General features: G+C 59.6%; 23 protein-coding genes. 11 read left to right on the top strand and 12 right to left on the bottom strand.

Annotated elements, in window-relative coordinates; genetic code table 11:
• Nucleotides 1–444: 444 nt before the first annotated feature.
• Together typA and thiI are read right to left on the bottom strand one after the other, a co-directional pair.
• A complete protein-coding gene (gene typA, locus DBR24_RS27495) occupies nucleotides 445–2,265 on the bottom strand; it encodes a translational GTPase TypA (RefSeq protein WP_003220792.1) in 1,821 nt (606 codons plus the stop codon).
• A 139-nt stretch (nucleotides 2,266–2,404) separates the two neighbouring features.
• A complete protein-coding gene (gene thiI / locus DBR24_RS27490) occupies nucleotides 2,405–3,859 on the bottom strand; it encodes a tRNA uracil 4-sulfurtransferase ThiI (RefSeq protein ID WP_128616286.1) in 1,455 nt (484 codons plus the stop codon).
• 328 nt (nucleotides 3,860–4,187) lie between these two features.
• Between thiI and glnA the strand changes: the two genes are divergently transcribed.
• The 5 genes from glnA to ntrC all read left to right on the top strand — a co-directional run bounded on the left by glnA (nucleotide 4,188) and on the right by ntrC (nucleotide 9,755).
• A complete protein-coding gene (gene glnA / locus DBR24_RS27480; RefSeq protein ID WP_007961736.1) occupies nucleotides 4,188–5,594 on the top strand; it encodes a glutamate--ammonia ligase in 1,407 nt (468 codons plus the stop codon).
• Nucleotides 5,595–5,878: 284 nt separating this feature from the next.
• Nucleotides 5,879–6,391, top strand: coding sequence for a DUF4124 domain-containing protein (locus DBR24_RS27475; protein ID WP_128616284.1), 513 nt, complete (start codon nucleotides 5,879–5,881; stop codon nucleotides 6,389–6,391).
• Complete coding sequence (locus DBR24_RS27470) at nucleotides 6,388–7,005, top strand: DUF4124 domain-containing protein (RefSeq protein ID WP_128616283.1); 618 nt, start codon at nucleotides 6,388–6,390, stop codon at nucleotides 7,003–7,005. Before DBR24_RS27475 ends, DBR24_RS27470 begins: the two co-directional genes overlap by 4 nt.
• A gap of 231 nt (nucleotides 7,006–7,236) precedes the next feature.
• On the top strand, nucleotides 7,237–8,322 hold the full coding sequence (glnL, locus tag DBR24_RS27465; protein WP_007909240.1) for a nitrogen regulation protein NR(II): 1,086 nt from the start codon (nucleotides 7,237–7,239) through the stop codon (nucleotides 8,320–8,322).
• Nucleotides 8,319–9,755: a nitrogen regulation protein NR(I) gene (gene ntrC / locus DBR24_RS27460; RefSeq protein ID WP_123470660.1), complete on the top strand. Its 1,437-nt coding sequence runs from the start codon at nucleotides 8,319–8,321 to the stop codon at nucleotides 9,753–9,755. Before glnL ends, ntrC begins: the two co-directional genes overlap by 4 nt.
• A gap of 633 nt (nucleotides 9,756–10,388) precedes the next feature.
• Here ntrC and DBR24_RS27455 read toward each other — a convergent pair.
• Complete coding sequence (locus DBR24_RS27455) at nucleotides 10,389–10,829, bottom strand: hypothetical protein (RefSeq protein ID WP_123470658.1); 441 nt, start codon at nucleotides 10,827–10,829, stop codon at nucleotides 10,389–10,391.
• On the opposite strand from DBR24_RS27455, the gene DBR24_RS27450 reads away from it, so the two are divergent.
• Complete coding sequence (locus DBR24_RS27450) at nucleotides 10,828–11,283, top strand: tRNA (cytidine(34)-2'-O)-methyltransferase (protein WP_003220777.1); 456 nt, start codon at nucleotides 10,828–10,830, stop codon at nucleotides 11,281–11,283. The genes DBR24_RS27455 and DBR24_RS27450 overlap by 2 nt on opposite strands.
• Nucleotides 11,284–11,403: 120 nt before the next feature.
• On the opposite strand, the gene secB is transcribed toward DBR24_RS27450, so the two are convergent.
• The 3 genes from secB to DBR24_RS27435 are packed head-to-tail and all read right to left on the bottom strand — an operon-like array spanning nucleotide 11,404 to nucleotide 12,616.
• Entirely contained in the window at nucleotides 11,404–11,889 is a 486-nt protein-coding gene (gene secB, locus DBR24_RS27445; RefSeq protein WP_123470657.1) for a protein-export chaperone SecB, read from the bottom strand.
• A gap of 57 nt (nucleotides 11,890–11,946) precedes the next feature.
• Complete coding sequence (grxC, locus tag DBR24_RS27440) at nucleotides 11,947–12,201, bottom strand: glutaredoxin 3 (RefSeq protein ID WP_123470655.1); 255 nt, start codon at nucleotides 12,199–12,201, stop codon at nucleotides 11,947–11,949.
• A gap of 1 nt (nucleotide 12,202) precedes the next feature.
• Entirely contained in the window at nucleotides 12,203–12,616 is a 414-nt protein-coding gene (locus DBR24_RS27435) for a rhodanese-like domain-containing protein (protein WP_064585542.1), read from the bottom strand.
• Nucleotides 12,617–12,770: 154 nt separating this feature from the next.
• Here DBR24_RS27435 and gpmI point away from each other — a divergent pair, with 154 nt between their 5' ends.
• From gpmI to DBR24_RS27410, 5 genes are all read left to right on the top strand, one after another.
• Nucleotides 12,771–14,300 carry a 2,3-bisphosphoglycerate-independent phosphoglycerate mutase gene (gene gpmI, locus DBR24_RS27430; RefSeq protein WP_128616282.1) on the top strand — a complete coding sequence of 510 codons (1,530 nt, stop codon included), beginning with the start codon at nucleotides 12,771–12,773 and terminating at the stop codon, nucleotides 14,298–14,300.
• Between the two features lie 253 nt (nucleotides 14,301–14,553).
• Complete coding sequence (locus tag DBR24_RS27425) at nucleotides 14,554–15,840, top strand: murein hydrolase activator EnvC (protein WP_123470651.1); 1,287 nt, start codon at nucleotides 14,554–14,556, stop codon at nucleotides 15,838–15,840.
• A 31-nt stretch (nucleotides 15,841–15,871) separates the two neighbouring features.
• The gene (locus DBR24_RS27420) at nucleotides 15,872–17,191 is read left to right on the top strand and encodes a S41 family peptidase (RefSeq protein ID WP_123470649.1); all 1,320 of its coding nucleotides are present in this window, start codon (nucleotides 15,872–15,874) and stop codon (nucleotides 17,189–17,191) included.
• Nucleotides 17,192–17,193: 2 nt separating this feature from the next.
• The gene (locus DBR24_RS27415; protein ID WP_128616281.1) at nucleotides 17,194–17,970 is read left to right on the top strand and encodes a divergent polysaccharide deacetylase family protein; all 777 of its coding nucleotides are present in this window, start codon (nucleotides 17,194–17,196) and stop codon (nucleotides 17,968–17,970) included.
• A 114-nt stretch (nucleotides 17,971–18,084) separates the two neighbouring features.
• Entirely contained in the window at nucleotides 18,085–19,467 is a 1,383-nt protein-coding gene (locus DBR24_RS27410; RefSeq protein WP_128616280.1) for a Vps62-related protein, read from the top strand.
• Here DBR24_RS27410 and DBR24_RS27405 read toward each other — a convergent pair.
• The 6 genes from DBR24_RS27405 to hisB form a co-directional block, all read right to left on the bottom strand.
• Nucleotides 19,448–20,203: an ABC transporter substrate-binding protein gene (locus DBR24_RS27405; RefSeq protein ID WP_128616279.1), complete on the bottom strand. Its 756-nt coding sequence runs from the start codon at nucleotides 20,201–20,203 to the stop codon at nucleotides 19,448–19,450. The two genes, DBR24_RS27410 and DBR24_RS27405, sit on opposite strands and share 20 nt — an antisense overlap.
• A 73-nt stretch (nucleotides 20,204–20,276) precedes the next feature.
• Nucleotides 20,277–21,047 (bottom strand): imidazole glycerol phosphate synthase subunit HisF, encoded by a 771-nt coding sequence (gene hisF, locus DBR24_RS27400; protein ID WP_090452593.1) that lies wholly within the window; start codon nucleotides 21,045–21,047, stop codon nucleotides 20,277–20,279.
• Nucleotides 21,048–21,140: 93 nt separating this feature from the next.
• Nucleotides 21,141–21,890: a 1-(5-phosphoribosyl)-5-[(5-phosphoribosylamino)methylideneamino]imidazole-4-carboxamide isomerase gene (hisA, locus tag DBR24_RS27395; protein WP_128616278.1), complete on the bottom strand. Its 750-nt coding sequence runs from the start codon at nucleotides 21,888–21,890 to the stop codon at nucleotides 21,141–21,143.
• Between the two features lie 101 nt (nucleotides 21,891–21,991).
• Nucleotides 21,992–22,252, bottom strand: a complete 261-nt coding sequence (locus DBR24_RS27390) for a DUF2164 domain-containing protein (protein ID WP_003220751.1) — start codon at nucleotides 22,250–22,252, stop codon at nucleotides 21,992–21,994.
• On the bottom strand, nucleotides 22,253–22,891 hold the full coding sequence (hisH, locus tag DBR24_RS27385; protein ID WP_123470642.1) for an imidazole glycerol phosphate synthase subunit HisH: 639 nt from the start codon (nucleotides 22,889–22,891) through the stop codon (nucleotides 22,253–22,255).
• Nucleotides 22,891–23,484: an imidazoleglycerol-phosphate dehydratase HisB gene (gene hisB / locus DBR24_RS27380; RefSeq protein ID WP_007909204.1), complete on the bottom strand. Its 594-nt coding sequence runs from the start codon at nucleotides 23,482–23,484 to the stop codon at nucleotides 22,891–22,893. Before hisB ends, hisH begins: the two co-directional genes overlap by 1 nt.
• Between the last annotated feature and the right edge of the window lie 307 nt (nucleotides 23,485–23,791).

Below are 23,791 nucleotides of genomic sequence, written 5' to 3'. Positions count from 1 at the left end.
GCGTAGATTACCGCCCTTTAAGGGTGTCCAGAATCATTAAGCCAGATCAATCGAGGTGTCTGGCGCTATACGTCGACCTGAAAAATCCAGTCGATTATGGATTCATCACAGCATTTTCAGGTCGGCGGACTTCTCAAGCATCCCAAATTCAGTCCCCTCTCCCGGAGGGAGGGGGGGCCGACCGAGGTGTCTGGCGCAATACATCGACCTGAAACACCCAGTCGATTGTCGACTCGATAAAGCCCGACCACATCGTTTATGGATTCAGCAGAATGCTTCCAAGTCGATGCATCTCATGAATATCCCCCATTCAGTCCCCTCTCCCTCCGGGAGAGGGCTAGGGTGAGGGGCTTTTGATCTTCAAGGCCCAATCTGCACTTCCCCCAGACAAACAAAAACGCCCCCGGTCTCGCGACCGGGGGCGTTTTTTATTCCAGGGCTAAATTACGCCTTGGCTTTCTTGGCAGCGCGGGTACGCTCGCTTTCGTCCAGGATCTTCTTGCGAAGACGGATGGACTTAGGCGTAACTTCGCACAGCTCGTCTTCCTGGATGTATTCCAGAGCCTGTTCCAGGGTGAATCGAACAGGTGGTACCAGAGCGATGGTTTCGTCTTTACCCGAAGCACGCATGTTGTCGAGCTTCTTGCCTTTGGTTGGGTTTACACCCAGGTCGTTGTCGCGACTGTTCTGACCAACGATCTGACCGTTGTAGATCTCCTGGCCGTGTTCTACGAACAGCTTGCCACGAGCCTGCAGGGTTTCCAGCGAGTAGGTCAGTGCCTTGCCGGTTTCAACCGAAACCAGAACGCCGTTCTGACGGCCGGACATGTGGCCCGACTTCACTGGAGCGTAACGGTCGAAGATCGAGGTCAGGATGCCAGCACCGTTGGTCAGGGTCAGGAACTGGTTACGGAAACCGATCAGACCGCGAGCAGGGATGTTGTATTCCAGACGAACACGGCCCTTGCCATCCGGCACCATGTTGCTCAGGTCACCCTTACGCAGACCCATCTCTTCCATGACCTTGCCCTGCGATTCTTCAGGGATGTCGATGGTTACGTTTTCGAACGGTTCCTGCTTCACGCCGTCAACTTCACGGATGATCACTTCAGGACGGCCCAGGGCCAGCTCGAAGCCTTCGCGACGCATGGTTTCGATCAGTACCGAGAGGTGCAGCTCACCACGGCCGGAAACCTTGAACTTGTCAGCCGAGTCGCCTTCTTCAACGCGCAGTGCAACGTTGTACAGCAGCTCTTTGTCCAGACGATCCTTGATGTTACGGGAGGTCACGAACTTGCCTTCTTTACCGCAGAATGGCGAGTCGTTTACCTGGAAGGTCATGGAAACGGTTGGCTCGTCAACGGTCAGTGGCTTCATCGCCTCGACGGTGTTGATATCGCACAGAGTGTCGGAGATGAACAGCTCGTCGAAGCCGCTGATGCAGACGATGTCGCCGGCCGCTGCTTCTTCAACGTCAATGCGGTGCAGACCGTGGTGACCCATCAGCTTGAGGATACGACCGTTGCGGCGCTTGCCGTCGGCGCTGATAGCGACAACCGGGGTGTTCGGCTTGACGCGACCACGAGCGATACGGCCAACACCGATAACACCCAGGAAGCTGTTGTAGTCCAGTGCGGAGATCTGCATCTGGAACGGACCGTCACGGTCAACGGCCGGAGGCGGAACGTGGTCGACGACCGCTTGGTACAGCGGAGTCATGTCTTCAGCCATGGCGGTGTGATCCAGACCGGCAATGCCGTTCAGGGCCGAGGCGTAAACCACCTGGAAGTCCAGTTGTTCTTCGGTCGCACCGAGGTTGTCGAACAGGTCGAAGATCTGGTCCAGAACCCAGTCCGGACGCGCGCCTGGACGGTCAACCTTGTTGATTACCACGATTGGACGCAGGCCGGCTTCGAACGCCTTCTTGGTCACGAAACGGGTTTGCGGCATAGGGCCGTCTTGAGCGTCAACCAGCAGCAGAACGGAGTCAACCATCGACATTACGCGTTCAACTTCGCCACCGAAGTCGGCGTGGCCCGGGGTGTCCACGATGTTGATGTGGTAGCCGTTCCAGTTGATGGCGGTGTTTTTCGCCAGAATGGTAATACCGCGCTCTTTTTCCTGGTCGTTGGAGTCCATCACGCGCTCGTCGTTGAGCTCGTTGCGCTCCAGGGTGCCGGATTGACGCAGGAGTTTGTCTACCAGGGTGGTCTTACCATGGTCAACGTGGGCAATGATGGCGATGTTACGTAGATTTTCGATCACTTGTGTATCTCGATCAGAGGATTCGGTTTGCTGACAAGTCTTGGCAGCGATTAACAGTAGTGTCCGGCATGGCCGTTACAGCTTGACGGCGGTGTCGGGGGGCCGGTGACGCAGGCCACAGGCAAACAGCCCCGGGCACTTAGCTCGGTCGATAAACGCGCACATTGGCATGCCCCTCACTGAGCAAATGGTGAGCATGCAGGCGACTCATCACGCCTTTGTCGCAATACAGCAGGTACTGGCGAGTCGGATCCAGCTCCTTGAAACGAGCGTTCACTGCGTAGAACGGCATCGTCTGTACTTCTACGCCAGCGATTTCCAGCGGCTCATCCTCGGCGGCATCCGGGTGACGGATGTCGATGACGATCTGACCGGCCAGTGCTTCGCTGACTTCTTCAATCTGTACGTCCTGGCCCAATTCGTCGATTACCCGATCAATCGGCACCAGTTTGGCGTTTTCGAGCGCACGCTCGAGCACCGCCATGTCGAATTCTTTCTCTTCGTGCTCAACACGACCGCGTTTGGCGGCTGTCTTCGGATTGACCGAAATGACCCCGCAGTACTCCGGCATGTGCCGGGCGAAATCGGCGGTGCCGATCTCGTTGGCCGTGTCGATGATGTCCTGCTTGTGCGCCACGATCAGCGGACGCAGGACCAGCTTATCGGTCACACAGTCGATCACCGACAGGTTCGGCAGCGTCTGGCTCGACACCTGGGAGATCGCTTCGCCGGTCACCAGGGCATCAATGTGCAGGCGGTCGGCAATGGCGGAGGACGCGCGCAACATCATACGCTTCAATACGACGCCCATATGACTGTTATCGACTTTGCCGAGAATTTCGCCCAACACTTCTTCGAACGGAACACTGACAAATAGCACGCGCTGCGAGCTGCCGTACTTCTTCCAGATGAAATGCGCGACTTCCATCACGCCCAATTCGTGGGCACGACCGCCCAGATTAAAGAAGCAGAAGTGCGCCATCAGGCCACGGCGCATGATCTGGTAGGCGGCAACGGTCGAGTCAAAGCCGCCGGACATCAATACCAGCGTCTGCTCCAACGCGCCGAGCGGGTAACCGCCGATGCCGTTGTGCTGGCTGTGGATGACGAACAACCGTTTGTCGCGAACTTCGATGCGCACTTCGATTTGTGGCGCTTTCAGGTCGATACCGGCAGCACCGCACTCACGGCGCAGCTTGCTGCCGACGTATTTTTCGACGTCCATCGAGCTGAACGTGTGCTTGCCCGCGCGCTTGCAGCGCACCGAAAAAATCTTCCCGGCCAGTGCATCACCGTAGTGCTGTTTGCACTTTTCGGTGATGTCGTCGAAGTCGCCCAGCGGGTACTCGTCGATCTGCAACAGGTGGGCAATGCCCGGCATGCAGCTCAGACGCTCGACCATCTCTTTCTGGGCTTTGGCGTCGGCTACGCGGGTTTCCAGCTCGAGGTTGTCCCACACACCGTTCACCACCACAGCCGGGTCCAGATCGCGGAGCACGGCGCGGATGTTTTTGGCCAACTGGCGGATAAATTTCGTCCGGACAGGTCGACTCTTGATGGTGATCTCGGGGAAGACTTTTACGATTAGTTTCATGAAAACAGCGCGCGCAGGGCCAGCCGAAAAAGGGGGGCGCGGATTATAGCGGAAATTGCTCAAGGTTTAACCAGTTAATGTGCAGAAGGTTTTGCGCGCACCAAAACAGGTCATTTTCAGAATCGAGCGCTACATTAGAGGGCGAGATTTTCGCCTTTCTGGCGATTTGCTCCATTAGAAGCGTGAATTTGGGGCAAAAAACCCATGCTGGGGCACTGGCATGCAATTTGCTCCCTTGTGAGGCAGGTTGCCTTGGCAGAGTATCTGCGCCGGCATCACCCATATTAAGGGCATCCACTACCAAGCCCTAAGCCACCCGGAGGACACTATGTCGAAGTCGGTTCAACTCATCAAAGATCATGACGTCAAGTGGATTGATCTGCGCTTCACGGACACCAAAGGCACTCAGCACCACGTGACCATGCCGGCTCGCGATGCGCTGGAAGACGACTTCTTCGAAGTCGGCAAGATGTTCGACGGTTCCTCCATCGCTGGCTGGAAAGGCATCGAAGCCTCCGACATGATCCTGCTGCCGGACGACGACACTGCCGTGCTCGACCCGTTCACCGAAGACGCCACCCTGATCCTGGTGTGCGACATCATCGAACCGTCGACCATGCAAGGTTACGATCGTGACCCGCGCGCCATTGCTCACCGCGCCGAGGAATACCTGAAGACCACCGGTATCGGTGACACCGTCTTCGCCGGTCCAGAACCGGAATTCTTCATCTTCGACGAAGTGAAGTTCAAGTCGGACATCTCCGGCTCGATGTTCAAGATCTACTCCGAACAAGGTTCGTGGATGTCCGACCAGGACATCGAAGGCGGCAACAAAGGTCACCGTCCTGGCGTCAAAGGTGGCTACTTCCCGGTTCCGCCGTTCGACCACGACCACGAAATCCGTACTGCCATGTGCAACGCACTGGAAGAGATGGGCCAGACCGTTGAAGTTCACCACCACGAAGTGGCGACTGCCGGTCAGAACGAAATTGGTGTCAAGTTCAACACCCTGGTGAAGAAAGCTGACGAAGTTCAGACTCTGAAATACGTTGTACACAACGTTGCCGACGCTTACGGCCGCACCGCGACCTTCATGCCGAAGCCACTGTACGGCGACAACGGCTCGGGCATGCACGTCCACATGTCCATCGCCAAAGACGGCAAGAACACCTTCGCTGGCGAAGGCTATGCCGGCCTGTCCGAAACCGCCCTGTACTTCATCGGCGGTATCATCAAGCACGGTAAAGCGCTGAACGGCTTCACCAACCCGGCCACCAACTCCTACAAGCGTCTGGTGCCAGGTTTCGAAGCCCCGGTAATGCTGGCCTACTCGGCGCGCAACCGTTCCGCCTCGATCCGTATTCCTTACGTCAACAGCCCACGCGGCCGTCGTATCGAAGCACGCTTCCCGGATCCGGCTGCCAACCCGTACCTGGCATTCGCAGCTCTGCTGATGGCCGGCCTGGACGGTATCCAGAACAAGATCCACCCAGGCGATGCCGCTGACAAAAACCTGTACGACCTGCCGCCTGAAGAGGCGAAAGAAATCCCACAAGTTTGCGGCAGCCTGAAAGAAGCCCTGGAAGAGCTGGACAAGGGCCGTGCGTTCCTGACCAAGGGCGGCGTGTTCTCCGACGACTTCATCGACGCTTACATCGCGCTGAAATCCGAAGAAGAAATCAAGGTTCGTACCTTCGTACACCCACTGGAATATGAGCTGTACTACAGCTGCTGATCCGGTAGCGCCGCGCTAAGCGGCGTGACAAAAAGAGGCCTCCTTCGGGAGGCCTTTTTTATCGCCCGGATTTTATGGCCGCCCCATATTCCTGCAGGAGTGAGCCTGCTCGCGATAGCGGTGGGTCATTGCAAGTGAGAGTGACGGATACAACGTCATCGCGAGCAGGCTCACTCCTACGGGAGATTTTGGCGTCCGAATGATTTCCGGATCTGTCTCGGGTTGGGCCAACCGCCGCACCTCGCCTATGCTGCACCCCATCGCTTTCTTTCCCGGTCGATTTCATGGGTCGCACCTTTCTCTACATCCTGCTGCTGATCGCCCTGCCCGCCGCCGCGCAGATCTACAAGTACACCGACGCCAACGGCCACACGGTGTACAGCGATCACTCGCCGGACGGCGTACAGGCGCAGCCAGTGGAGCTGCCGCCGCTCAACAGCGTCGAACCACAGGTACCGCGCGCCCCGGCGCCCGCCAGCACGGACAATCGCCCAGCGGCCCGCAACGCTTATGCAGTGCTGGAGCTGACCGGCCTGCCTACCGAAGAAGCCCTGCGCGCCAACAACGGCACCTTCACCGTCAACGTGCTGATCAAGCCGCGCCTGCAGTCGCCGCACCAACTCAGGCTGGTATTGGACGACGCGCCTTACGGCCAGTCGAGCAACGTGCCGATCCTGCAACTGGTGAATATTGATCGCGGGGAGCATCGTCTCGCGGTGCAAGTGATCGACGGCGAAGCGATCATCCAGCAGAGCCCGGCGGTGACGTTCACCGTGCAGCGGGTGCACACGCCATGAGGATTTTCTGGCTGATCCTGTGCCTGTTCGCTCTGCCCGTTCACGCCGAGGTCTTCACCTATGTCGATGCCCAGGGCAATCGCGTCTACACCGACCAGCCGCGTGGCAACGCCAAGCGTGTGCCCATCGCGACCAGCAACCGCATGTCGGCTAATCCCACGGCGGATGCGCCGCTGCGCGCGACACAAAAATCCCCGGAACCACCGCTGTTCCACTACGACATGCTGCGCATCCTGATCCCCGAGCCGGACGCGACCATTCGCAGCAGCGCGGGCGAGGTGATCGTCAGCGTCACCAGCGAACCGGGCCTGCAGCAGGGCCATCGCTACCGCCTGCTGCTCGACGGCCAGGCCACTGGCGAGCCAGGCCTGAGCCCGGTGTTCCCGTTGAGTAACATCGACCGTGGCAGCCACCACTTGTCGGTGGAAATCCTTGATGAACAGGGCCGTATCGTCGAACGCACCGCCAACCAGCCGTTCCACATGCTGCGCATCTCGCTGGCGCAGAAACGTCAGGTCAAACCCTGCGTCAGCGAAGACTACGGCGTACGCCCGGAATGTCCGCTGAAAGACAAACCGCCCGAGCCGAAAAACCCCTTCCTGCGTTTCTTCTAACGCCGTTCAGCTTTGCGCACTATATTGGTGCAATAGACTGCACCGTACCCACATTCCAACCCATTTTGGTTCGAAACTTCCCGTTCCAGCCGCAATGGCGCCACGCAAACGAGCGTCAAACGCCCGTTTCAGGGGTTGAACGCTTCTTTTCGGAGCCTTGGTTTGGTTTTTGCATTTTCCGTTTAACGACGCCTGCTTCTTGCGCACGCTCCGCCCCCAAAAGAGGCTCCGATGACTATTAGCGACGCAATCCACCGTTTGCTGCTCGACAACCTGACCACCGCCACCATTCTGCTCGACGCCGAATTGCGCCTCGAATACATGAACCCGGCGGCGGAAATGCTGCTGGCCATCAGCGGCCAGCGCAGCCATGGGCAGTTCATCAGCGAGCTGTTCACCGAGTCCACCGAAGCGCTCAACTCGCTGCGCCAGGCGGTGGAGCAGGCGCACCCGTTCACCAAACGCGAAGCCATGCTCACCGCCCTCACCGGCCAGACCCTGACCGTGGACTACGCGGTGACGCCAATCCTCAGCAACGGTGCAACCATGCTTCTGCTGGAAGTGCACCCGCGTGACCGGCTGCTGCGGATCACCAAGGAAGAGGCGCAACTGTCCAAACAGGAAACCAGCAAGATGCTGGTGCGCGGCCTCGCCCATGAGATCAAGAATCCCCTCGGCGGCATTCGTGGCGCGGCGCAGTTGCTGGCCCGCGAACTGCCGGAAGACAGTCTGCGCGACTACACCAACGTGATCATTGAAGAGGCCGACCGCCTGCGCAATCTGGTTGATCGCATGCTCGGCTCGAACAAGCTGCCGTCGCTGGCCATGTGCAACGTCCACGAAGTGCTGGAGCGTGTCTGCCAATTGGTCGAGGCGGAAAGTCAGGGCTGCATCACGCTGGTGCGCGATTACGACCCGAGCATTCCCGACGTATTGATCGACCGCGAGCAAATGATTCAGGCCGTGCTGAACATCGTGCGCAACGCCATGCAGGCGATCAGCAGCCAGAACGAGCTGCGCCTGGGCCGCATCAGCCTGCGCACGCGAACGATGCGCCAGTTCACCATCGGCCACGTCCGCCATCGTCTGGTGACCAAGATCGAGATCATCGACAACGGCCCGGGGATCCCGGCGGAACTTCAGGAAACCATTTTCTTTCCCATGGTCAGCGGTCGTCCGGACGGTACCGGACTGGGCCTGGCCATTACCCAGAACATCATCAGCCAGCACCAGGGCCTGATCGAGTGTGACAGCCATCCAGGCCACACCACGTTCTCGATCTTTCTGCCACTGGAACAAGGAGCCACATCGACATGAGCCGTAGTGAAACTGTGTGGATCGTCGATGACGACCGTTCTATCCGTTGGGTTCTGGAAAAGGCCTTGCAGCAGGAAGGCATGACCACCCAGAGCTTCGACAGCGCCGATGGCGTGATGAGTCGCCTGGCCCGCCAGCAACCTGACGTGATCATTTCCGACATCCGCATGCCCGGCGCCAGCGGCCTCGACCTGCTCGCACGGATTCGCGAACAACACCCACGGTTGCCGGTCATCATCATGACCGCTCACTCCGACCTGGACAGCGCCGTCGCCTCCTATCAGGGCGGCGCATTCGAATACCTGCCCAAGCCGTTCGACGTGGATGAAGCGGTATCCCTGGTCAAACGCGCCAACCAGCACGCGCAGGAACAACAAGGCCTGGAAGTCGTGCCCGCGCTGACCCGCACCCCGGAAATCATCGGCGAAGCGCCGGCGATGCAGGAAGTGTTTCGCGCCATCGGCCGCTTGAGCCACTCCAACATCACCGTGCTGATCAACGGCGAATCCGGCACCGGTAAAGAACTGGTGGCCCACGCCCTGCACCGCCACAGCCCGCGCGCGGCCTCGCCGTTCATCGCACTGAACATGGCGGCGATCCCCAAGGACCTGATGGAGTCAGAGCTGTTCGGCCACGAAAAAGGCGCGTTCACCGGCGCGGCCAACCTGCGTCGCGGCCGCTTCGAACAGGCTGACGGCGGGACGCTGTTCCTCGATGAAATCGGCGACATGCCCGCCGATACCCAGACGCGTCTGTTGCGGGTTCTCGCGGACGGCGAGTTCTATCGCGTTGGCGGGCATGTGCCGGTCAAAGTCGATGTGCGGATCATCGCCGCGACGCACCAGAATCTGGAAACCCTGGTACACGCCGGAAAATTCCGCGAGGACTTGTTCCACCGCCTCAACGTGATCCGCATCCACATCCCGCGTCTGTCGGATCGTCGTGAAGACATTCCGACCCTGGCCAAGCATTTCCTCAGCCGCGCCGCGCAAGAATTGGCGGTCGAGCCGAAGCTGCTGAAAAGCGAGACCGAGGAATACCTGAAAAACCTGCCGTGGCCGGGCAACGTGCGGCAGCTGGAGAACACGTGCCGCTGGATCACCGTAATGGCCTCCGGGCGCGAAGTGCATATCAGCGATCTGCCGCCAGAGTTGCTGAGCCTGCCGCAGGATTCGGCGCCGGTGACCAACTGGGAGCAGGCGCTGCGCCAGTGGGCCGATCAGGCCTTGGCCCGTGGCCAGTCGAGTTTGCTCGACAGCGCGGTACCGGCGTTTGAACGGATCATGATCGAGACCGCGCTCAAGCACACAGCCGGTCGGCGTCGTGATGCGGCGGTATTGCTCGGTTGGGGTCGCAACACCCTGACGCGCAAGATCAAGGAATTGGGGATGAAGGTTGATGGTGGCGATGATGAGGAGGGGGATGAGGGTTAAGGCGCCGTTCGCTTAAAACCTTCTTCGCTTTCGCCATCCAGCCCCTCACCCCTGCCCTCTCCCAATGGGAGAGGGGGCCGACCGAGTCGGTCATGCACTGTCCATCGACCTGACGCGTTGGGTCGACTTTGGATTCGGCAAAGCAATTTTACCTCGGCGTATCTCTTCGACATCCCTCGGTCAGTCCCCTCTCCCTCTGGGAGAGGTTTAGGGTGAGGGGGCTTTCGTGCACCACCACAATGCACGTTGACCCGCGATTGCGCACAGCCCTCAGTAAAAAACCGCCCCTGGAATCACCGCAAAACTTAAATTTTAAAATCACGAAAGCCCCGGATTACGGGGCTTTCGGGTTTCTGAAAACTGCTTTAGTTTGAAAAAATGAAAACCTGGCACGCGCCCTGCAATAACCCTCACAGGTGATTCGATTCACCACCCGTTTCGGGGACCTTGGTACAGGCAGGCCGGGGAATCCCCTCTTTACATCGGGCGCACACCGCAACGCGATGCGCCCACCCTTTTGGGATCCTTGGTACAGGCAGGCCGGGGGTTCCCTCTTTACATCGGACCGACGCTCTCAGCGAAGTCCACCCCGTTTTGGGAACCCTGGTACAGGCAGGCCGGGGATTCCCGCTTTTATTGCTCCCGGAGATGGATCTCCAGCCGCCAGCGGTCATCGACCTGGCTCCCGGCCCAGTCCCCCTGCAGCGGCCGTGCCGCCAGCACCGTCAGCAACAAACCACCATCACTCACACGCGTACGCCAGTTGACGTCCTTGCCGTTGAGCTTGAGCTGGCCCTTCTGCGCCTTGCCCTCAGCCTGGAACAGCAACGCCACCGCGCCGTCGACGATCTCGCCGTGCAGTTTGGGTTCATTGTTGAACCACACCACCAGGCCGCCGTCAGTCACCTCGACCTGCTGCAACACGCTCGGATCCGGCGTGGTCAGGCGGCCGATCATCAGCCCGACCATCAGCCCGAAAATCGCCAGCGAACCGATCACCCGCGGGAATAGTTTCGAACGCGGGTCCGCTTGCGGCGTAGAATGCGCGTCATCTTTACCTTCGGAGCCGTGCATGTTTCACGTCATCCTTTTCCAACCAGAAATTCCGCCGAATACCGGCAACGTTATCAGGCTGTGCGCCAACAGCGGCTGCCACCTGCATTTGATCGAACCCTTGGGTTTCGAGATGGACGACAAGCGTCTGCGCCGCGCCGGTCTCGACTACCACGAATATGCCACCCTGCAGCGCCACGCCGATCTGGCCAGTTGCCTGGAAAGCCTGGGCAACCCGCGCTTGTTCGCGTTTACCACCAAGGGCTCGCGACCGTTTCATGATGCCGCGTTTGTCCCGGGCGATGCATTCATCTTCGGCCCGGAAAGCCGTGGTCTGCCGCCTGAGGTGCTGGACGCCCTGCCGGCAGAACAGCGCCTGCGCCTGCCGATGCGCGAAGGCTGCCGCAGCCTGAACCTGTCCAACACCGTGGCGGTGGCCGTGTACGAGGCGTGGCGGCAGAACGACTTCAAATAAACACCCAAAACAACTGTGGGAGCGAGCCTGCTCGCGATTACGGCCTGTCAGCGACATTGATGTCTCTGACAAACCGCTTTCGCGAGCAGGCTCGCTCCCACAGGGGTACAGCTGAACCGCTTATTGTACGGTTGGCGTCTCGCCGCTTTCCTGCATGCGCTGCAGCTCTTGCGCGTAGAGGGCGTCGAAGTTCACCGGGGCCAGCATCAGGGCCGGGAACGAACCACGGGTCACCAGGCTGTCCAGGGTTTCGCGCGCGTACGGGAACAGGATGTTCGGGCAGAACGCACCCAGGGTGTGGCTCATCGAAGCCGCGTCCAGGTTTTTGATCAGGAAGATACCGGCCTGTTGCACTTCAGCGATGAACGCCACTTCGTCACCGTTTTTCACGGTCACGGACAGGGTCAGCACGACTTCGTAGAAATCACCTTCCAGTTCTTTCTGGCGAGTGTTCAGATCCAGACCGACGCTCGGATCCCACTGCTGGCGGAAGATCGCCGGGCTTTTCGGGGCTTCGAACGACAGGTCGCGTACATAGATGCGCTGCAAGGAGAATTGCGGTGCGGTTTCTTCTTCGCTGGCTGCAGTGTTCTGTTGGTCAGTCATCTCAGATCCTTTCTGATCTTGGGTCTTTTAGGGATTGCTGTACGTGGGTGCAGCCGTTCAAGCCTTGAGCAGCGCGTCGAGCTTGCCGGCGCGCTCCAGGGCATACAAATCATCACAACCGCCGATGTGCTTGTCGCCGATCCAGATCTGCGGCACGGACGTGCGTCCGGCCTTCTGGGTCATGGCAGCACGAATCTGCGGCTTGCCATCGACCTTGATCTCTTCGAAGGCCACACCTTTGTTCGCGAGCAATTGCTTGGCTCGCATGCAATAAGGGCAGTAATCGCTGGAATAGACGATGACTTCGCTCATATCACTTCACCAGCGGCAGGTTGTCGCCTTTCCAGCTAGAGATCCCGCCAGACAGCTTGGCGGCGGTGAAGCCGGATTTCATCAGTTCGCGGGCATGGGTGCCGGCGGTCTGGCCCAGGGCATCAACCAGAATGATGGTCTTGGCCTTGTGTTTTTCCAGCTCGCCGATGCGCGCAGCCAGTTTGTCCTGAGGGATGTTCACCGCGCCAACGATGTGGCCGGCAGCAAAATCCTTGGTTGGACGGATGTCCACCACCACGCCTGCATCTTTATTGACCAGCGCGGTCAGCTCACCGGTGCTCAGGCTTTTACCGCCGCCCTGCATCGTGTGCGCCAGCAGCAGAGCCAGCAGTACGACGAAGATACCGACAAGAATGTAGTGGTTAGTGGCAAATTCAATCAGGTGAGCAACCATCGAAGGAGGTTCCAGGGCGTTAAAATGTCGGCCAGTATACACAGCCCCCAAGGTGGGCCAAACCCCGTCCGGCGGTGACGTGGTCGGAACTAAGCATTAAACTCGCCACTCCCTTTTCCATCGCCCTCTTCTTTATTAGCCACGAGTGGATTCCATGACTACCACGCCTAAACCTTTGGTCCTGATGATTCTCGACGGCTTCGGTCACAGTGACAGCCACGAATCCAATGCCGTGTACGCGGCGAAGAAGCCAGTCCTTGATCGCCTCTGGGCCAGCGTGCCGAACGGCTTGATCTCGGGCAGCGGCATGGACGTCGGCCTGCCGGACGGCCAGATGGGCAACTCCGAAGTCGGCCACATGAACCTCGGCGCCGGCCGCGTGGTGTATCAGGACTTCACCCGCGTGACCAAAGCGATCCGCGACGGCGAGTTCTTCGACAACCCGACTCTCTGCGCCGCTGTGGATAACGCCGTGGCCGCCGGCAAAGCCGTGCACTTCATGGGCCTGCTGTCCGATGGCGGCGTACACAGCCACCAGGATCACCTGATCGCCATGGCCGAACTGGCCTTCAAGCGCGGCGCCGAAAAAATCTACCTGCACGCCTTCCTCGATGGCCGCGACACACCGCCGAAAAGCGCCACGTCGTCGATCGAACTGCTCGACGCGACCTTCCAGGCGCTCGGCAAGGGCCGCATCGCCAGCATCGTCGGTCGCTACTACGCGATGGACCGTGACAACCGTTGGGACCGCGTATCTCAGGCCTACAACCTGATCGTCGACGGCAACGCCGAATTCAACGCCGCCACCGCCCAGGAAGGCCTCGACGCCGCCTACGCCCGTGGCGAGAGCGACGAATTCGTCAAAGCCACCACCATCGGCGAGCCGGTCAAGGTCGAAGACGGCGACGCCGTGGTGTTCATGAACTTCCGCGCCGACCGCGCCCGCGAGCTGACCCGCGTCTTCGTCGAAGACGATTTCAAGGAGTTCGAGCGCGCGCGCCAGCCGAAACTGGCCGGTTTCGTCATGCTGACCCAATACGCCGCCAGCATCCCTGCGCCGTCGGCCTTCGCCCCCGGCAGCCTGGAAAACGTGCTCGGCGATTATCTGGCAAAGAACGGCAAGACCCAGCTGCGCATCGCTGAAACCGAGAAATATGCGCACGTGACCTTCTTCTTCTCCGGCGGTCGTGAAGAACCGTTCCCGGGCGAAGAGCGGATTCTGATCCCGTCGCCGAAAGTCGCCACCTATGACTTGCAGCCGGAAATGAGCGCGCCCGAGGTTACCGACCGCATTGTCGACGCCATCGAAAATCAGCGTTACGACGTGATCGTGGTCAACTACGCCAACGGCGACATGGTCGGCCACAGCGGTGTGTTCGAAGCGGCGGTGAAGGCCGTTGAATGCCTCGACACCTGCGTCGGCCGTATCGTTGAAGCGCTGGAAAAGGTGGGCGGCGAAGCGCTGATCACCGCCGACCACGGTAACGTCGAGCAAATGGCTGACGAATCCACCGGCCAGGCGCACACCGCGCACACCACTGAGCCAGTGCCATTCATTTATGTCGGCAAGCGTGACCTCAAGGTCCGCGAAGGCGGCGTCCTGGCGGACGTGGCACCAACCATGCTGATGCTGCTGGGCCTGGAAAAGCCGGCGGAAATGACCGGCACCTCGATTCTGGTCTGACCCGAATCGCCAAAACACCGCAAAACCCTGTGGGAGCTGGCTTGCCAGCGATAGCAATCTGACAGCCAACATCTATGTTGAATGTGCAGACGCCATCGCTGGCAAGCCAGCTCCCACAGTGGTTTATGGGGTTTTCGAAATGGAATTACGCCTGTCTGGCGCTCCAGTTATCACACAGCCCCAATTGGGCGTTTTTTTTGCAGCGTCGGGCGGGCATACTAGGCCGTCCCTTACCCTGGTGCCGCCCGCCCCTATGCTTCGCGTCCTGATCGCCCTTGCTCTGACATGCCTGCTCCAACCGGCCTTCGCTGACGAGCGCGCGCAAACCCAACAGCAGTTGGACGCCACGCGTCAGGACATTGCCGAGTTGAAAAAACTGCTGGGCAAACTGCAGGAAGAAAAATCCGGCGTGCAGAAAGAGCTCAAGGGCACCGAAACCGAGATGGGCAAGCTCGAGAAGCAGGTCGATGCCCTGCAAAAAGAGCTGAAGAAAAGCGAATCCGAGCTGCAGCGGCTCGATGCGGAGAAAAAAAAACTCCAGAGCGCGCGCACTGAACAACAGCGACTGATCGCCATCCAGGCCCGCGCGGCCTACCAGAACGGTCGTCAGGAATACCTCAAGCTGCTGCTCAACCAGCAGAATCCCGAGAAATTCGCCCGTACCCTCACCTATTACGATTACCTGAGCCAGGCCCGTCTGGAGCAGTTGAAAAGCTTCAACGAAACCCTGCGCCAGTTGGCCAATGTCGAAAAAGACATCGCTCTGCAGCAGGCGCAATTGCTGGTGCAGAAAAGCAGCCTCGACACCCAGCGCGACGAGCTGGAAAAGGTCCGCAAGGAACGCCAGCAAGTCCTCGCCAAGCTCAATGACGACGTGAAAGCCCGCGACCAGAAACTGGCCGCCCGCGAGCAGGATCAGGCAGACCTGTCTAAAGTCCTTAAAACCATTGAAGAAACCCTGGCCCGTCAGGCCCGTGAGGCAGAAGAAGCGCGGCAGAAAGCGCTGATCGCCCAGCAGGAAGCGGAAAAAAAGCGTTTGCGTGAGGCGCAGGCTGAAAACAGCGACGCCCCACGAAAACCCGCCAGATCCACCCCCGGCGCGCTGGTTTCCAGCAGCGGCGAGACCTTCGGTGGCCCTTTTGCTGCAACCCGGGGAAAACTTCCGTGGCCGGTTGATGGTCGACTGCTGGCACGCTTCGGCGAAAGCCGTGGCGACGATGCCCGTACCAAGTGGGACGGCGTAATGATCAGCGCTTCCGCCGGCAGTCAGGTGCACGCCGTACACGGCGGTCGCGTGGTATTCGCCGACTGGTTGCGCGGTGCCGGGCTGCTGGTGATCCTCGATCACGGCAACGGTTTTCTGAGTCTTTACGGTCACAACCAGACGCTGCTCAAGTCGGCAGGTGACGTGGTAAAAGCCGGTGAATCCATCTCCACTGTCGGTAACAGTGGTGGCCAGGACACGCCTGCGCTGTATTTCGCAATTCGTCAGCAGGGTCACCCGAGTGATCCGGCGCAATGGTGTCGTGCGCAAGGATAAGCGCACCGCCTAATTAAGGAGTTCGTTCGACATGCTGCATTTGTCCCGTCTTACCTCGCTGGCCCTGACGATCGCTCTGGTGATCGGCGCGCCTCTGGCGTTCGCTGCTCAGCCAGCCCCGGCCGTCGCTCCGGCAGGCACTGCCGCGACCGCCAAGGCACCGTTGCCGCTGGAAGAGTTGCGCACCTTTGCCGAGGTCATGGACCGGATCAAGGCTGCCTACGTCGAGCCGGTGGACGACAAGACCCTGCTGGAAAACGCGATCAAGGGCATGCTCAGCAACCTCGATCCGCACTCCGCCTACCTGGGCCCTGAAGACTTCACCGAGTTGCAGGAAAGCACCAGCGGCGAATTCGGCGGGCTGGGCATCGAAGTCGGCTCCGAAGACGGCTTCATCAAGGTCGTCTCGCCAATCGACGACACGCCTGCATCGAAGGCCGGCATTCAGGCCGGTGACTTCATCGTCAAGATCAACGGCCAGCCGACTCGCGGCCAGACCATGACCGAAGCCGTCGACAAGATGCGCGGCAAGATCGGCCAGAAGATCACCCTGACCCTGGTCCGCGACGGCGGCACGCCGTTCGACGTGACCCTGGCCCGCGCCGTGATTCAGGTCAAGAGCGTCAAGTCGCAGTTGCTGGAATCGGGCTACGGCTACATCCGCATCACTCAGTTCCAGGTCAAGACCGGCGAAGAGGTCTCCAAGGCCCTGGCGAAGATGCGCAAGGACAACGGCAAGAAGCTCAAAGGCATCATTCTCGACCTGCGTAACAACCCGGGCGGTGTACTGCAGGCGGCGGTGGAAGTGGTCGACCACTTCATCACCAAAGGCCTGATCGTCTACACCAAGGGCCGGATCGCCAACTCCGAACTGCGCTTCTCTGCCACCGGCAAGGACGAAAGCGAAGCCGTGCCGATGGTCGTGCTGATCAACGGTGGCAGCGCCTCGGCCTCGGAAATCGTCGCCGGCGCCCTGCAGGATCAGAAACGCGCCGTGGTCATGGGCACCACCAGTTTCGGCAAGGGCTCGGTGCAAACCGTGCTGCCGCTGAACAACGACCGCGCACTGAAGATCACCACGGCGTTGTACTTCACGCCGAATGGCCGTTCGATCCAGGCTCAGGGCATCGTCCCGGACATCGAAGTGCGCAAGGCCAAGATCACCAACGAAGCGGACGGCGACTACTTCAAGGAAGCCGACCTGCAAGGTCACCTGGGCAACGGCAATGGCGGCGCGGACAAGCCGACCGGTTCCGGCGCCAAGCCTAAGGCAATGCCGCAGGATGACGATTACCAGTTGGCCCAGGCCCTGAGCCTGCTCAAAGGCCTGAGCATTACATCCGGCCGTTGAGGATGTCTTTGCGTTTCCTTTTCGTCCTGCTGTGCTGTCTGGCGGGTGCTGCTCATGCAGAGCCCGCCAGCCCCACGCCACACAAAGCCTACCTGACGCTGATCATCGACGACCTGGGGCAGAACCTGCCCCGGGATCGCCGCGTGCTGGCCCTGCCCGGCCCGGTGACCACGGCGATCATGCCCGACACGCCTCACGCCACCGAATTCGCCCGCGAGGCCCATCGCGCCGGCAAGATCGTCATCCTGCACATGCCGATGGATCCGGCCACCGGCCCGTACGCCTGGCACCCGGAATTGCCGATTGAAGAGCTTGAGAAGCGCCTCGACGCAGCGTTCAAAAAGGTGCCGTACACGGCGGGCATCAACAATCACATGGGTAGCCGCATGACTGCTCAGCCCGTGGCGATGGCCTGGCTGATGGGCGAGTTGCAGCGGCGGCACAAGTTCTTCGTCGACAGCCGCACCAGCGCGCAGACCGTCGCCGCGCAGCAAGCGCAGAAGATCAATCTGGCGAGCGTCTCGCGGGATGTGTTCCTGGATGACGAGCGCACCGAAGCGGCGATTTTCACCCAGTTGCAAACAGCGATCAGTCTCGCCCGTAAACAGGGCTCGGCGGTGATGATCGGCCACCCTTACCCGCAAACGCTGGCGGTGCTGGAGCGCGAGTTGCCCAAGCTGAAGGCCCAGGGCATCGACTGGATCGACATCAGGCAAATGATCAGCGTGCGCAGCAATCGCGCCATGAGCGGACATGGCAAAGACGGGATTTATCGGTAATACCGGGTAACGCTCTATACATAGTTACCGCCAGCAATCCTGCTGGCTTCCGGATAGTGAGACCTGCAACAGGTCGTGGCTCCCCCGAGCCGCTTTCAACTATCAGGATTGACTATGACTCTCGAAGAAAACCCTGCCTCGCCACCCAGGCCAATGCAGCCCATCACGCACGACAACCTGCTGATCAACTTCACAACCGAGTTTCATCGGGTCTGGAGTATCAATGGTGCAAAGGCAAAACCTGGAACTTTCTGGCGCCCCACACCCGCTCCGGATGCATTGCCGGGTTACTTTCCACTGGGCGATCTGTTCATTCCCGGCAGTTTCAACATTAACGGCGACATGGTCTCGGCTGTCGTCTGCGAGAAGGACTTGAAAGGGGCGAAAAACAGTAAAGGCAACGCGCTGGCCAAGCCTGCCGATTTCGAACTGGTCTGGAATGAGTCCCCGTCACCCAGTGTTACGCGCACATCCATATGGCGCCCGATCCCCCCTGCAGGCTACGTCGCCCTGGGCCTGGTGTGCGCCAGTGACCACCGTAAGCCATCACCCAATACCGTCCGCTGCGTGAGGGCCGATCTGGTTGTAGAGGCAACTGTCGGGGATCTGCTGTGGAATGACAAAGGCACGGGCGCAAAACTCAGTTTCAGCGCCTGGACCATACAGCCACCCACTGCCGAGCCGGGCGAAATCTGTTTTGCTCCCGGCACCTTTGTGGGCGTAGAGACCTACAGCAAACCCACAGCGCCCGGCACTGCTTATGCGTTACGGATGCAGATCCCGATGCAAATCACCGCAGCATCCCAAGCTCCGACGCTCACCGGGTATGCGCACCCTCCGAGTAGCGAAGCCGTCAAAGTCACTCAGGTTGCCCGCCTGCCCTGGTTTGCGGTCAGAGACCACGCCGATCCCGCCGAGCAGTTTTTCAGCTCGCCCTATTACGAGCTGAAAAGAACAGACGAATATGTGTTGATTGGTCATGACCACAACACCTCGGACAACACCCGTGCAGCCAAATGGATCACCCACCGAACACAAAACCCGATAGGGCTACGCGTATTCAGCGGCTTGACGTCGATTGAAATCGACAAGGCCTGGCCATCCGTGGCGTTGAGCGATAGACGGGTGACGAAACTTTCGGCCCGCCTGCCGGAACACTTCACTCATACCGAAAACTCTGCGAGCGGCTGGATGGAGTCACGTCCTCAGGCCGTCATCGCCATGGTTGCGAAGCAGACTGCCGTCGCGGTCTACCAGATGGAAAGTCATTACAAACTCATACGTGAGGACGGCACTCAGGTGGCCGTCGAATTCCGCTATACCGACGACTCCAGCTTTCATCTGACGCAATTTCCGCCGGAACAAATCGAGATTGCCAACGCGTGCCGGCAACTGACCATGAGCACACCGCCAGGCTCCGAGGACAGTGGTGGTGCGGTCGACATCATTGCACCGTCAGCGCTGGAACTACCGACTGCTACAGATAGCGCCCCATGATCTCGTCGACAACCCCATCCTTGCGCATTTGATCCAGCGCAGCCTGCAACTTGGCAACGACTGTATCTGACACATCCTTGTTCAGTGCCAGATACAGTTCTGCGCTGTTGAAGCGCAGCACAGTCTTGAGGCCGGTAACACCGTCCTGCCGCGCCAGATACCGTCCGGCAGGATCGCCTGTGGCCCACAAATCAATCTGCCCGCCGACCAGTTTTTTCGCATTGTCCTGATCACGCAGCACCACAATCGGCTTCAGCCCCTGCTTGGCCAGTGTCTCGGCAATGGCATCCCCTTTGTAGGCGCCGATCTTGTATTGGCGCGCATCCTCGAGGGTTTCGAGAGTGATCTTGCTGTCAGCCTTGGCCAACATGATCCAGTCGTCAGGGCCGATCGGGCCGACCCATTTGAAGAGTTTTTCCCGGTCCGGCAGACGCGCCATCACGAAGGCACCGTAACCGGGGTTTTCCAGGGCGAGTTTGTAGACGCGCTCCCAAGGAAAACGCAGAGTCAGGCTGTAAGTGATCCCGGCACGCTGGAACATTTCACGGACGATATCGGTGGCGATGCCATTGATGTTCTCGCCCTGGGCGAAATTTTTGCCGTTCTTCGCCATGTTATAGGGCGGGAAGTTTTCGGTGAGCAGCACCAGATCGGTGTCGGGACTGTTTTCGGCCCGGGCATTGTTGATCAACAACAAAGAGGCACTGGCGAGAACAAGGAGCAGGCGTTTGATCATGTCGGGCTACCGGAATCCATGGCGTGCCCAAGAGTGCCTTGGGTGCGCCATGGTGTCCACTGGCCCGTACGGTTTAGCGCATTACGATGCCGCGTTTGGCCATATACGCTTTTGCTTCCTGCACGGTGTATTCGCCGAAGTGGAAAATACTCGCCGCCAGCACTGCGCTGGCGTGGCCTTCAATGATGCCGTCAGCCAGATGCTGCAGGTTGCCGACGCCGCCGGAAGCGATGACCGGAATGCCCAGCGCATCGCTGATGGCGCGGGTCACGCCGAGGTCGAAGCCGTTTTTCATGCCGTCCTGATCCATGCTGGTCAGCAGGATCTCGCCAGCGCCGAGGCCTTCCATTTTCTTCGCCCACTCGACCGCGTCGAGGCCGGTCGGCTTGCGCCCGCCGTGGGTGAAGATTTCCCAGCGCGGGGTTTCGCCCGGGCCTGAGACTTTCTTCGCGTCGATGGCGACGACGATGCACTGCGAGCCGAAATGCTGTGCGGCTTCGCCGACAAACTCAGGGTTGAACACCGCTGCGGTGTTGATCGAGACCTTGTCCGCACCGGCATTGAGCAGGTTGCGAATGTCCTGCACGGTGCGCACGCCGCCGCCCACGGTCAGCGGGATGAACACCTGGCTGGCCATGCGCTCGACGGTATGCAGCGTAGTGTCGCGGCCATCGACGCTGGCGGTGATGTCGAGGAAGGTAATCTCGTCGGCACCCTGCTCGTCATAGCGCCGGGCGATTTCCACCGGGTCACCGGCGTCACGGATGTTCTCGAACTTCACACCTTTGACGACCCGGCCGTTGTCCACGTCCAGGCAAGGGATGATGCGCTTGGCTAACGCCATGGGCTTAATCTCCGATTAAGAGTTGCAAGCTTCAAGCTACGAGCTGCAAGAAAGAGCCGATCGCGGTCGAGCTTCTAACTTGCAGCTTGCAGCTTACAACTTGGAGCTGGCCGCGTAGCCATCACAAAAAGCTTGAGCCTCTGCAACATCCAAAGTGCCCTCATAGATCGCGCGGCCCGTAATTGCACCGATGATGCCCGGCGCCTTGGCGTCGAGCAGCGACTTGATGTCACCCAGATTGTGGATACCGCCGGAAGCGATTACCGGAATCTTCGTCGCCGCCGCCAGCGCAGCGGTGAACGGTACGTTGCAGCCCTGCATCATGCCGTCTTTGGCGATGTCGGTATAAACGATCGAGGACACGCCGTCGGCTTCAAACTGCTTGGCCAGATCAATGACCTGCACGGTGCTGATTTCAGCCCAGCCATCGGTGGCGACAAAACCGTCTTTGGCATCCAGACCGACGATGATCTTGCCCGGGAACGCGCGGCAGGCCTCAGCGACGAAGGCCGGGTCTTTAACGGCTTTGGTACCGATGATCACGTAGCTCACGCCAGCCTTGACGTAGTGCTCGATGGTTTCCAGCGAACGGATGCCGCCGCCGATCTGGATCGGCAGGGTCGGGTAGCGCTTGGCGATCGCAGTGACCACTTCGCCGTTGACCGGCTGGCCTTCGAACGCGCCGTTCAGATCGACCAGATGCAGACGGCGGCAACCGCCCTCCACCCACTTGGCAGCCATGCTCACCGGGTCATCGGAGAACACTGTGGAATCTTCCATGCGGCCCTGGCGCAGACGTACGCAGGCACCGTCTTTAAGATCGATAGCAGGAATAATTAGCATGCTTTTCCTTCGTCAAAGAGCTGCAAGCTGCAAGCTTTAAGCTGCAAGCGCGCACGTGTGTCTGATTCTTGCAGCTGACAGCTTGAAGCTTGCCGCTGCTCCTAATTTTTTTCGAGCGCCCACAGGTCGCTTTCGATGCTTTCAAACCGCTCTTTGAGGTGGGTCTGCACATCGAAAATCGCCCTGTTGTAATAGTGCGGAGCAATTTCGCGGGTAAACAGCTCAAGAATTTCCGCCGCTTCGAACGAACCCAGGTCCAGTTCGAATCGGTCTTCCATGAACCGCTGAATCTTGCGATTGGCCTCGTTCTCCTGCTCGGGAGTGAGGGTCAGGATCGGCGGCTTGGACTTCTTGGCAGCCATTTACCAGCGACCGTCCCACGCGGCGAAGTTCTGCAGCAGTTGCAGGCCATGGGTATGGCTCTTCTCCGGGTGGAACTGCACGGCGAAACGCGAGCCATCGGCCAGTGCTGCGGCGAAATCGAGCCCGTAATGACCGCTGCCCACCACCTGCCGCGCGTTGGCGGCGGCGATGTAGTAGCTGTGCACGAAGTAGAAACGCGCCATGTCCGGAATATCGTGCCACAGCGGGTGACTGACCTTCTGCTTCACCTCGTTCCAGCCCATATGCGGGACTTTCAGGTGCTCGCCGTCTTCATGCAGGTCTTTGCCGAAGAACTTCACCGCCCCCGGGAACAGGCCGATGCAGTCAACGCCGTCGTTCTCTTCGCTGGTGTCGAGCAAGGCCTGCATGCCGACGCAGATGCCGAGGAACGGACGATCCTGGCTGACTTCACGCACCAGCGAGTCGAAACCGAGGCGACGAATTTCCGCCATGCAGTCGCGAATCGCGCCAACACCGGGGAAGACCACGCGGTCGGCTTCGCGGATCACGTCGGCATCGCTGGTGATCAGCACCTTGCCGGCACCGACGTGCTCGAGGGCCTTGGCCACCGAGTGCAGGTTGCCCATGCCGTAGTCGATAACTGCAACCGTCTGCATTACAGGACGCCTTTGGTCGATGGCATTTGCCCGGCCATGCGCTCGTCCAGCTCGACGGCCATGCGCAGGGCGCGGCCGAAAGCCTTGAACACGGTTTCGATCTGGTGGTGGGTGTTGGTGCCACGCAGGTTGTCGATGTGCAGGCTGACCAGTGCGTGGTTGACGAAGCCCTGGAAGAATTCCTGGAACAGGTCAACGTCGAAGCCGCCCACGGTGGCGCGGGTGTACGGCACGTGCATCTGCAGGCCCGGGCGGCCGGAGAAGTCGATCACCACACGCGACAGCGCTTCATCGAGCGGCACATAGGCGTGGCCGTAGCGACGGATGCCTTTCTTGTCGCCGATGGCTTTGGCGAAGGCCTGGCCGAGGGTGATACCGACGTCTTCCACGGTATGGTGGTCGTCGATATGCAGATCGCCCTTGCATTCAATATCCAGGTCGATCAACCCGTGACGGGCGATCTGATCCAGCATGTGCTCAAGAAAAGGAACACCGATATCGAATCGGGCCTTTCCGGTGCCATCAAGGTTGATCGAGGCTTTGATCTGGGTTTCCAGAGTGTCGCGCTCGACAGACGCCTTACGTTCGGCCATCACCAGCTCCGCAAAATCATTGGGCGAAAAAGGCAGCCATTATAGGCACGCGGGGCCGAAACAGAAACACGAGACGCAATATCGCTGACGGACAGAAGTCCCGGCTGTCGCGGGTAGACATGTCCATACAAGCCATTACAGGCACCCCAAAAACAACTGTAGGAGTGAGCCTGCTCGCGATCAGGACCTGGCAATCAACATTTCTGTGACTGTCAGACCGCTATCGCGAGCAGGGCTCACTCCTACAGGGGTACTGCGTTTTTACTTAGTGAAACAGTACCGCCGTTTTCTGCAGGGTCACCCACAC

Origin of the sequence: Pseudomonas sp. HMWF006, from assembly GCF_003061205.1 — a bacterium.
GTDB classification, from domain to species: Bacteria; Pseudomonadota; Gammaproteobacteria; order Pseudomonadales; family Pseudomonadaceae; genus Aquipseudomonas; species Aquipseudomonas monsensis.
This window is presented reverse-complemented; position numbering and strand designations above follow the sequence as displayed.